The sequence below is a fragment of the Candidatus Thiodiazotropha sp. AKAK3 genome, assembly GCF_058244645.1.
In genome coordinates this window covers 1-8,267 of record NZ_JBSYOQ010000012.1, presented here as the reverse complement: position 1 = coordinate 8,267, position 8,267 = coordinate 1, and the positions used below count along the sequence as shown (strand labels likewise).

General features: G+C 51.2%; 6 protein-coding genes. All 6 read right to left on the bottom strand.

Translation table 11 applies throughout. The features are described 5' to 3' along the window. Window positions 1–137: 137 nt before the first annotated feature. The 6 genes from clpB to ilvD all read right to left on the bottom strand — a co-directional run bounded on the left by clpB (window position 138) and on the right by ilvD (window position 8,027). A complete protein-coding gene (clpB, locus tag AC4IE7_RS01190) occupies window positions 138–2,732 on the bottom strand; it encodes an ATP-dependent chaperone ClpB (protein ID WP_490774973.1) in 2,595 nt (864 codons plus the stop codon). Between the two features lie 277 nt (window positions 2,733–3,009). After that, on the bottom strand, window positions 3,010–3,516 hold the full coding sequence (gene purE / locus AC4IE7_RS01185) for a 5-(carboxyamino)imidazole ribonucleotide mutase (protein ID WP_490774972.1): 507 nt from the start codon (window positions 3,514–3,516) through the stop codon (window positions 3,010–3,012). Continuing rightward, window positions 3,513–4,670, bottom strand: coding sequence for a 5-(carboxyamino)imidazole ribonucleotide synthase (purK, locus tag AC4IE7_RS01180; protein WP_490774971.1), 1,158 nt, complete (start codon window positions 4,668–4,670; stop codon window positions 3,513–3,515). Before purK ends, purE begins: the two co-directional genes overlap by 4 nt. 176 nt (window positions 4,671–4,846) lie before the next feature. Next, window positions 4,847–5,560, bottom strand: coding sequence for a Crp/Fnr family transcriptional regulator (locus tag AC4IE7_RS01175; RefSeq protein ID WP_490774970.1), 714 nt, complete (start codon window positions 5,558–5,560; stop codon window positions 4,847–4,849). A gap of 150 nt (window positions 5,561–5,710) precedes the next feature. Continuing rightward, window positions 5,711–6,142: a hypothetical protein gene (locus AC4IE7_RS01170; protein WP_490774969.1), complete on the bottom strand. Its 432-nt coding sequence runs from the start codon at window positions 6,140–6,142 to the stop codon at window positions 5,711–5,713. Window positions 6,143–6,173: 31 nt separating this feature from the next. Continuing rightward, complete coding sequence (gene ilvD, locus AC4IE7_RS01165) at window positions 6,174–8,027, bottom strand: dihydroxy-acid dehydratase (protein WP_490774968.1); 1,854 nt, start codon at window positions 8,025–8,027, stop codon at window positions 6,174–6,176. Between the last annotated feature and the right edge of the window lie 240 nt (window positions 8,028–8,267).

The following is an 8,267-nucleotide window of genomic DNA, read 5'->3' as shown; positions in this document are numbered from 1 at the left end:
CATGGCCCCACCCTACCGTTGAACTCAGGGTGTAGGGTGGGGCCATGCCCCACCAAATGCGTAATAATCTCGATTAACTCAGCTGTATAGCGATGGAACTATTCAAGCCACAGCGCTTGCAATGGATAGCAGCTGAATCATGCAACACTGATCTTCTGCCTTTTTTGAAAAATCAATCCGTCACCAGAAGTATCCACTTCGATCATATCACCGGGTCCAAACCGACCGGAGAGAATTTCCTGTGCCAATGGATTCTCAAGCTGCTGGCGTATCGCCCGCTTCAAGGGTCGAGCACCATATACAGGATCAAAACCAGCCTTACCCAGGAGGTCGAGCGCCGCATCTGAAACAGACAACACCATATCACTATCGGCCAGACGTTGACGAAGGTAGTCAACCTGAATACTGGCAATCGCGCGTATCTGCTCCTCACCCAGAGGATGAAAGACAACAATCTCATCGACCCGGTTGATAAACTCAGGACGGAAGTTCTGTTGTACTGTCTCCATCACCGATGCCTTCATCTGATCGTACTGATCCTCAGTGGCCATCTCCTGAATGATCTGGGAACCCAGATTCGAGGTCATCACAATCACACTATTGCGAAAGTCTACTGTGCGCCCCTGACCATCTGTGAGCCGACCATCATCAAGTACCTGCAGTAGCACGTTGAACACATCAGGATGCGCCTTCTCCACTTCATCAAGCAGAATCACTGAATAGGGTCTGCGTCGGACAGCTTCAGTCAAATAGCCACCCTCTTCATAGCCTACATAACCTGGTGGTGCGCCAATCAAGCGTGCGACTGAATGCTTCTCCATGAATTCCGACATATCAATACGGATCATCGCCTCTTCTGTATCGAAGAGAAACTCTGCCAGAGATTTACACAGCTCTGTTTTACCTACACCGGTCGGGCCAAGAAACAGAAATGAACCATTGGGTTGATTGGGATCGGAAAGCCCTGCTCTTGATCGGCGTATGGCATCACTGACGGCTCTCACACCCTCCTGCTGTCCTATTACCCGCCTACCCAGCTCCTCCTCCATACGCAACAGCTTATCCCGTTCCCCCTCCAACATCTTGGAGACCGGAATGCCTGTCCACTTGGAGACCACGTCAGCAATCTCCTCCTCTGAGACCTTGTTTCGCAGCAGTTTCATCTCCTGCATCTCAGCCTGGGTTGCCATATCGAGCTGTTTCTCAAGTTCCGGAATCCGCCCATACTGAAGCTCTGACATACGTGCCAGATCACCAGCCCTATGGGCAGTTTCCAACTCCAGTCGGGCCCGCTCCAGGGACTCCTTGATATGAGTTGTCCCCTGCAGTGCTGCTTTTTCCGATTTCCAGATCTCTTCCAGGTCAGAGAACTCCCGCTCCAACCGTTCAATTTGTGCTTGCAGATCGGCCAGTCGCTTTTTTGAGGCCTCATCAGACTCTTTATTCAGTGCCTCACGCTCAATCTTCAGCTGAATCAGACGACGCTCAAGACGATCCATCTCCTCAGGCTTGGAGTCGATCTCCATGCGTATCTGAGATGCAGCCTCATCCACCAGATCGATGGCTTTATCGGGTAGCTGACGATCGGTGATGTAACGATGGGAGAGGGTTGCTGCGGCAACGATTGCCGGATCAGTGACATCTACTCCATGGTGCACTTCATAGCGCTCCTTCAAGCCTCTCAGGATGGCTATCGTATCCTCGACACTGGGCTCTTCCACCAACACTTTCTGGAATCTACGTTCCAGGGCGGCATCTTTCTCAAGATATTGTCGATACTCATCCAGGGTGGTGGCACCCACGCAATGCAGTTCACCCCGAGCCAATGCAGGCTTCAGCATGTTACCGGCATCCATTGCCCCTTCGGCCTTACCGGCGCCAACCATGGTATGCAGTTCATCGATAAAGAGGATAATCTGCCCCTCCTGCTTGGAGAGATCATTGAGTACTGCCTTCAGGCGCTCCTCGAATTCACCACGAAATTTAGCCCCTGCGATCAAAGACCCCATGTCGAGAGAGAGCAGTCGCTTGGTTTTCAGCCCTTCAGGAACTTCGCCGTTGACGATTCGCTGAGCCAATCCCTCAACAATTGCTGTTTTGCCGACACCAGGTTCACCGATCAGTACCGGATTATTCTTAGTCCGGCGTTGCAGAACCTGTATGGTTCGACGAATTTCATCATCCCTGCCGATAACAGGATCCAGTTTGCCCTGCTCTGCCCGCTCAGTCAGATCAATGGTGTATTTTTCCAGTGCCTGACGCTGATCTTCCGCATTCGGGTCGTCTACTTTCTGGCCACCACGCATCTTCTCAATGCTCTTCTCAAGGGCTTCCTTGGCAGCCCCGGCATTGCGCAACATTTCGCCCAGTTCGCCCTTATCCTCGACAGCTGCGAGAACGAACAGCTCACTGGAAATATATTGATCATTACGCTGTTGTGCTAATTTATCGGTCTGATTGAGCAGCCGCCCCAGTTCATTGGAAATATGCAGGTCACCGGCTGCGCCCTCGACGCTTGGGAGACGTTCGGTAGCAGCACTCAGACTGGAGCGTAATTGATTGATATTGACATCGGATTGCGCCAATAGGTGGCGTACAGTACCACCCTCCTGATCGAGCATGGCGCTCATCAGGTGTACAGGCTCGATAAACTGATGATCCCGACCGACAGCAAGGCTCTGGGCATCTGCCAGAGCCATCTGAAATTTACTGGTCAAACGATCCATTCTCATGGGGTATTACTCCAAAAATCTTCTATTAATAACCATAAGATGGGGCAAAACCCCGGTTTTTCAAGTTGATTTCGATGGGCTGACCCCGTGGCGTATGAGGATGAACCTGAACTGTCAGTAACTGCTCTCTATAGTCAAAACAGTTGAATTTATTGGTACTCCACCACGCTTGTGATTGTTGAATGGTGCGCTAAACTTCCCGGATTCCGTTGCACTTCATCCAGGTTACTTTCTAAAGATATCCTGAGGTGCGGCTGGGTCGTACCCGGCAAAAAAATCAGCAACTGGAATCCTGCTGCTTCTCCATCACTTCAACCTTACCCAGTACCATGGTTTCCAGTGATTGCTTGTAATCCTTAACTTTTTGTCGCATTTCGAGATCAGTGGCTCCGAGCATCTGAGTCGCCAGAATAGCCGCATTTTTCGCACCATTGATTGCCACTGTCGCCACAGGAACTCCTGGGGGCATCTGCACGATAGAGAGCAACGAATCCTCTCCACTCAAGGCAGAAGACTTAACCGGCACACCGATCACGGGCAAGGGTGTAATAGACGCCACCATGCCAGGCAAATGGGCAGCACCACCTGCACCTGCGATTACAACCTGCAAACCACGCTGTTCCGCACTTTGGGAATATTCATATAGTCTTGCCGGGGTACGATGAGCCGAGACAATGGTCATCTCATAAGGTATCTGAAACGCCTCAAGTTGCTTTGCGGCCTCTTGCATCACCGGCAGATCTGAATCACTACCCATTATGATGCCAACGATAGGTTTGCTCATGGATGCTGCTCCCCACAAATTTGAATTATATCCCGTACCTGCTCGGCTTTAGTTCGAGCACTATCCAGATCCTGATCGATAACAGTCACGTGTCCCATTTTCCGAAAAGGTTTAACTTCGGCTTTGCCGTAAATATGGAGACAGACGCCAGGAATGGCCAAAGCCTCCTGCAAGCCATTGAAAACCGGTGTGCCAACAGCATCCGCCTCACCCAGGAGATTGATCATAGCTGCTGGGGCCAACTGCTCTGTTGATCCCAGAGGCAGATCGAGTACGGCACGTAGATGTTGCTCAAACTGATCTGTTATACAGGCCTCAATGGTGTGATGACCTGAGTTATGGGTTCTTGGTGCAATTTCATTCACCAACAGTTCGCCATCTGCAGTCAAGAACAACTCAACACCAAACATACCTACCCCCTCGAGGGCATTGATGGTACGCATAGCCAGCGCCTCAGCCTGTTGAGCAATAGCTCTATCCACCTTGGCGGGGCAGAGCAACAGATCGAGAACATTTTCACCTGCGCGAAAGCACATCTCCACTGTTGGGTAAGCCACGCAATCTCCATTGGCGCGACGAGCAACCATCACAGCCAACTCTTTGTCAGCCTCGATAAAACGCTCAACCAGAGATGGTACAGGTAGATGAGCATTGAACGCATCAGCATCCAACATCACTGAGACCCCACGACCGTCGTAGCCGCCACGCCTGGCTTTCTGTACCAAAGGAAAACCAAAGGATTCAAAGTCGGCCAGATTCGGTTCTGCCATCTCTATAAATTCAGCTGTAGGAATATTCGCCTGACTGAGGAACCGCTTCTGTGTCAGCTTGTCCTGCAGGGTGGAGAGCAGAGCAGGAGCAGGATTGATCTTATGTCCCTCTAGCTCCAGTTGACGCAAGGTCTCAGTATCAATGTCTTCCAGCTCATAGGTCACCACATCACAGGATTCCGCCAATTCTCTCAATTTGGCAGGATCGTGGTAGCCGCCAATGATCTGCTCTCCGGCAACCTGACCAGCAGGCGACTTTGGATAGGGATCCAGAACGACACAGGTGCAGCCCAGGCGCTTAGCCGCTTTGACCATCATACGACCAAGCTGACCACCGCCTACCAAGCCAATACGGGCTATAGGAAAGGGGTAACTATCCTTCATGGTGTTGCGTAACTCATTATTGGGTAAGAAAACGTTACAGTATAACCGGCCTGGGCCTGGAATGTCTCATCTATCCTACAGATTCAAACCAACCCCCGCCTACTGAGAGAGAAATAGTGATTGAGTGATGAGGAAAATCATCATGAATATCCATTTGCCCCTTAAATCGAAGACGATCACTCCTTTTCTGCAGGCGCCTGAAGTTGAACCGCCCCTTTAGTAACACCCGCGAAGGCTTGCAGCCCCTCATCATCAAGAATATCAACCCGGCTTCCATCCACCCGAATCACCCCATGATCACTCAGATTATGCAGAATTCGGGAAAAGGTCTCTGGTGTCACTGATAGCCGGGAGGCGATTACCCCTTTAGGGACCTGCAACTCAATGCTGTCACCCTGCTCTTTGACAAGACTCCAGTGATTCCAGAGAAAACTGGCAACACGACAGCTTGCAGTTTGCAGTGTCAGCTCATCAATTTCACGGATCAGCATCCGCAAGCGATGGCTCAAGTCAGCCAACAGATGAAAACAGGTCTCGACTGAACCACGCAACAGCTCCTTAAAAGGCTCACTTTCGAAACTAAGCAGATGGGTCTCCCCCATGGCCAGGGCATTGACTGGATAATCGGGTTCTTCACCGAACATCAATGCCTCAGCGAAGGTCTGCCCTGGAGATATGATCTCGATAACTTTCTCCTGACCCTGCAGCGACAGCCGAGTTAGCTTGACCTGCCCACTTGTCACCAGAAAAAAGTGCGTGGCAGGATCGCCAACCCGAAAATAGAGCTGGCCATCCAAGAGCTTTACCTCACGGGCCATCTGCTCCACTTTGCTGAATTGCTGATCATCCAGATGGGTAAACAGATAGCACTGCCGAAGATCGAATGTCACTACTCAGCCTCCTCTTCAAGTGCGTCTTTTAAAGAACCTTTAGATAGCCCTGAAACGAGCAGACCATCACTCATGAGAGACCATAACCCAGAAAGATTGCATTTTGCAGGTTTGATGTCGATACATGACTTACTCAAAGGTTCTTGAAACTCATCGATTCAGCTTCCATACCCGATAGTAGACAATTCCACTACTGTTATCGGTCACTAGCCATCGGCCGTTATCGAAATCAAAACGATTGTCACTATATTGCTGACAACTCAAATGACTCTGGTATTTGGAAAGAGTCTCATCACCGGTAACTTCCAGAAACCATGCCGCCTGTACCTGACAATCCACATTCTGGTAGTCGGCCTCATTTCGCAGACGAATATCAGTCTGCTTGGGAAGAATTTTCAGCCAGGCGCTGAATCCGCGAACCATGACGCCACCATCGGCCAGTAGCTCTATTTCCTCCAGTGAATTCTCAAAGCCATCTTTAAAAATCAACTCAGGATCTGTTGCAGTGGGATCTCCGCCACTGCAACCCAGCTGCCAAATCAAGACAGTGTGGAGTACCACGCCAACCCATGACCTTTTCATGGCATATTTACGCTCAATAAAATCTTATGCATCAATCCAGTTGCGATACATCCCTGACTGCACCACGAGCAGCAGAAGTCGTCAGCGCAGCATAAGCCTTGAGGGCTTGAGAGACTTGTCTATCGCGATTTTTTGGTTTCCATGCCGAATCACCGAGCGCCTCCATTGCTTCGCGTCGTTGGCGCAACACCTCATCACTGATTGCAACCTGGATTGATCGCTCTGGAATATCGATATCGATTCTGTCCCCCTCCTCCACTAAGCCGATATTACCCCCCTCAGCCGCCTCAGGTGAGCAGTGACCGATGGAGAGTCCGGATGTACCACCGGAAAACCGGCCATCAGTGATCAGGGCACAATGCTTACCCAGCCCTTTCGATTTCAGGTAACTGGTGGGGTAGAGCATCTCTTGCATTCCAGGCCCGCCTTTAGGGCCTTCATAGCGGATAATCACCACGTCACCTTCGTTAATCTGGTCATTGAGGATCGCATCAACCGCAGCATCCTGGCTTTCGAAAAGTCTTGCAGGCCCTGAAAATTTGAGGATCGATTCATCAACCCCGGCCGTCTTCACGATACACCCTTGTTCAGCCAGGTTTCCAGAGAGTACGGCAAGGCCGCCATCTTTTGAGTAGGCGTGCTCTAAGTCCCGAATACAACCTGCAGCGCGATCCAAGTCGAGTGCCGGCCAGCGAGCCTGCTGACTAAATGCCACCTGAGTCGGCACACCGCCAGGAGCAGCCAGATAACGCGTCTGAACCTGCTCCTCTTGAGTGCGAATCACATCCCAGCTCTGCAAAGCATCGCCGAGACTTTTCGCATACACCGTGGGTACATCACGCTTGATCAAGCCAGCCCGATCCAACTCACCCAGGATGGCGATCACACCACCAGCCCGATGAACATCCTCCATATGATACTGTTGAGTAGCAGGGGCAACCTTACAAAGATTTGGCACCAGACGACTCAAGCGATCAATATCTGTCATGGTGAAATCGACCCCCGCTTCATGGGCCGCGGCAAGCAGGTGCAATACAGTATTGGTCGATCCACCCATCGCAATATCGAGACTCATCGCGTTCTCAAATGCCTGGAAGGTCGCAATCTCTCTAGGCAAGGCGGTTGCATCATCCTGCTCATACCAACGTCGGGCTAAATCCACCACCAGGCGACCTGCTTCGAGAAAAAGTTGTTCGCGATCAGCATGGGTTGCCAACAGTGAACCATTGCCTGGCAGAGAGAGTCCCAATGCTTCGGTAAGACAATTCATCGAATTGGCAGTAAACATACCTGAGCAAGAGCCACAGGTCGGACAAGCGGAACGCTCGATCTGAGCAACATTCTCATCTGACTCCAGAGGATTGGCAGCGGATACCATGGCATCCACCAAATCAAGATGCAGCTCTTGCTCCTGCCCCTGAAGTTTGACCTTACCGGCTTCCATGGGTCCGCCGGAGACGAAAACCGTAGGAATATTCAATCTCATTGCCGCCATCAGCATGCCGGGGGTAATCTTGTCGCAATTGGAGATACAGACCAGCGCGTCTGCACAATGAGCATTGACCATATACTCAACAGAATCAGCAATTATATCCCGGGATGGCAGTGAATAGAGCATGCCACCATGCCCCATGGCAATACCGTCATCTACCGCGATGGTATTGAACTCCTTTGCAACACCGCCGGCCGCTTCGATCTCACGGGCCACCAACTGCCCCAGATCCTTAAGATGAACATGGCCAGGTACAAATTGGGTAAATGAGTTGGCCACCGCAACGATTGGTTTCTCAAAATCATCATCTGTCATGCCTGTGGCCCGCCAGAGGGCGCGTGCGCCCGCCATATTGCGGCCCTGGGTCGTTGTACGTGAGCGGTATTGTGGCATCTCAAGCTCCGAGAAAAATGGCGACAGGAAATTGCTATTATGCCTGTTTTCTGAGGCCTCGAACAAACTCAAATAACCACAATATTACTACTGCCACGTATTCACTCGGTTCTCCTATGGGAACAGAGAGACAACTGGCAAATGCACTCTGACCCGAATGGCACTTACTTAAGCCGTTTTGGTGGGGCAGGGCCCCACCCAACCCGTCAATTGATGGGGGATGGTGGGGGCCGGCCCCAC

Excerpts from the sequence above, each read along its gene's own strand:
- clpB (WP_490774973.1), bottom strand. The coding sequence starts at position 2,732 with ATGAGAATGGATCGTTTGACCAGTAAATTTCAGATGGCTCTGGCAGAT.
- purE (WP_490774972.1), bottom strand. The coding sequence starts at position 3,516 with ATGAGCAAACCTATCGTTGGCATCATAATGGGTAGTGATTCAGATCTG.
- purK (WP_490774971.1), bottom strand. The coding sequence starts at position 4,670 with ATGAAGGATAGTTACCCCTTTCCTATAGCCCGTATTGGCTTGGTAGGC.
- AC4IE7_RS01170 (WP_490774969.1), bottom strand. The coding sequence starts at position 6,142 with ATGAAAAGGTCATGGGTTGGCGTGGTACTCCACACTGTCTTGATTTGG.
- ilvD (WP_490774968.1), bottom strand. The coding sequence starts at position 8,027 with ATGCCACAATACCGCTCACGTACAACGACCCAGGGCCGCAATATGGCG.